This is a genomic window from Domibacillus sp. 8LH (genome assembly GCF_038806185.1).
Lineage (GTDB): Bacteria > Bacillota > Bacilli > Bacillales > Domibacillaceae > Domibacillus > Domibacillus indicus_A.
On sequence record NZ_JAVJNG010000160.1, the window covers coordinates 1 to 268 of the forward strand.

General features: G+C 38.4%; 1 protein-coding gene. It reads left to right on the forward strand.

Annotated features, from left to right (window positions below; all coding sequences use genetic code 11):
- Positions 1-214, forward strand: a 214-nt coding sequence (locus tag RG959_RS24240; protein ID WP_342799311.1) for a hypothetical protein, incomplete at its 5' end; no start/stop codon positions are given.
- Between the last annotated feature and the right edge of the window lie 54 nt (positions 215-268).

A 268-nucleotide genomic window follows, 5' to 3' on the forward strand; every position in this document is an offset into this window, starting at 1 on the left:
GCAAATTGATATACGTATCGCTAACACTAAACGTAAAAAGTATTTAGTTAAACAAAGGATCGCGCAGCTTTTAGCGACAAGTCGCTTAAAAATTAATGAGCTAATGCATCCTGGTGTGGAGCTTAAAATCGCAAAAGATTCAAAACATTTTTCACGTATTTATCCGCCCCACTCAGTGAAAATGAGCGAAGGTAAAATTACTCAGTCGTTTTAGCGGCTGAGTCTTCGCTGTCATCATTTTGGTCTATTTCTTCAGGCACTTCTTCAG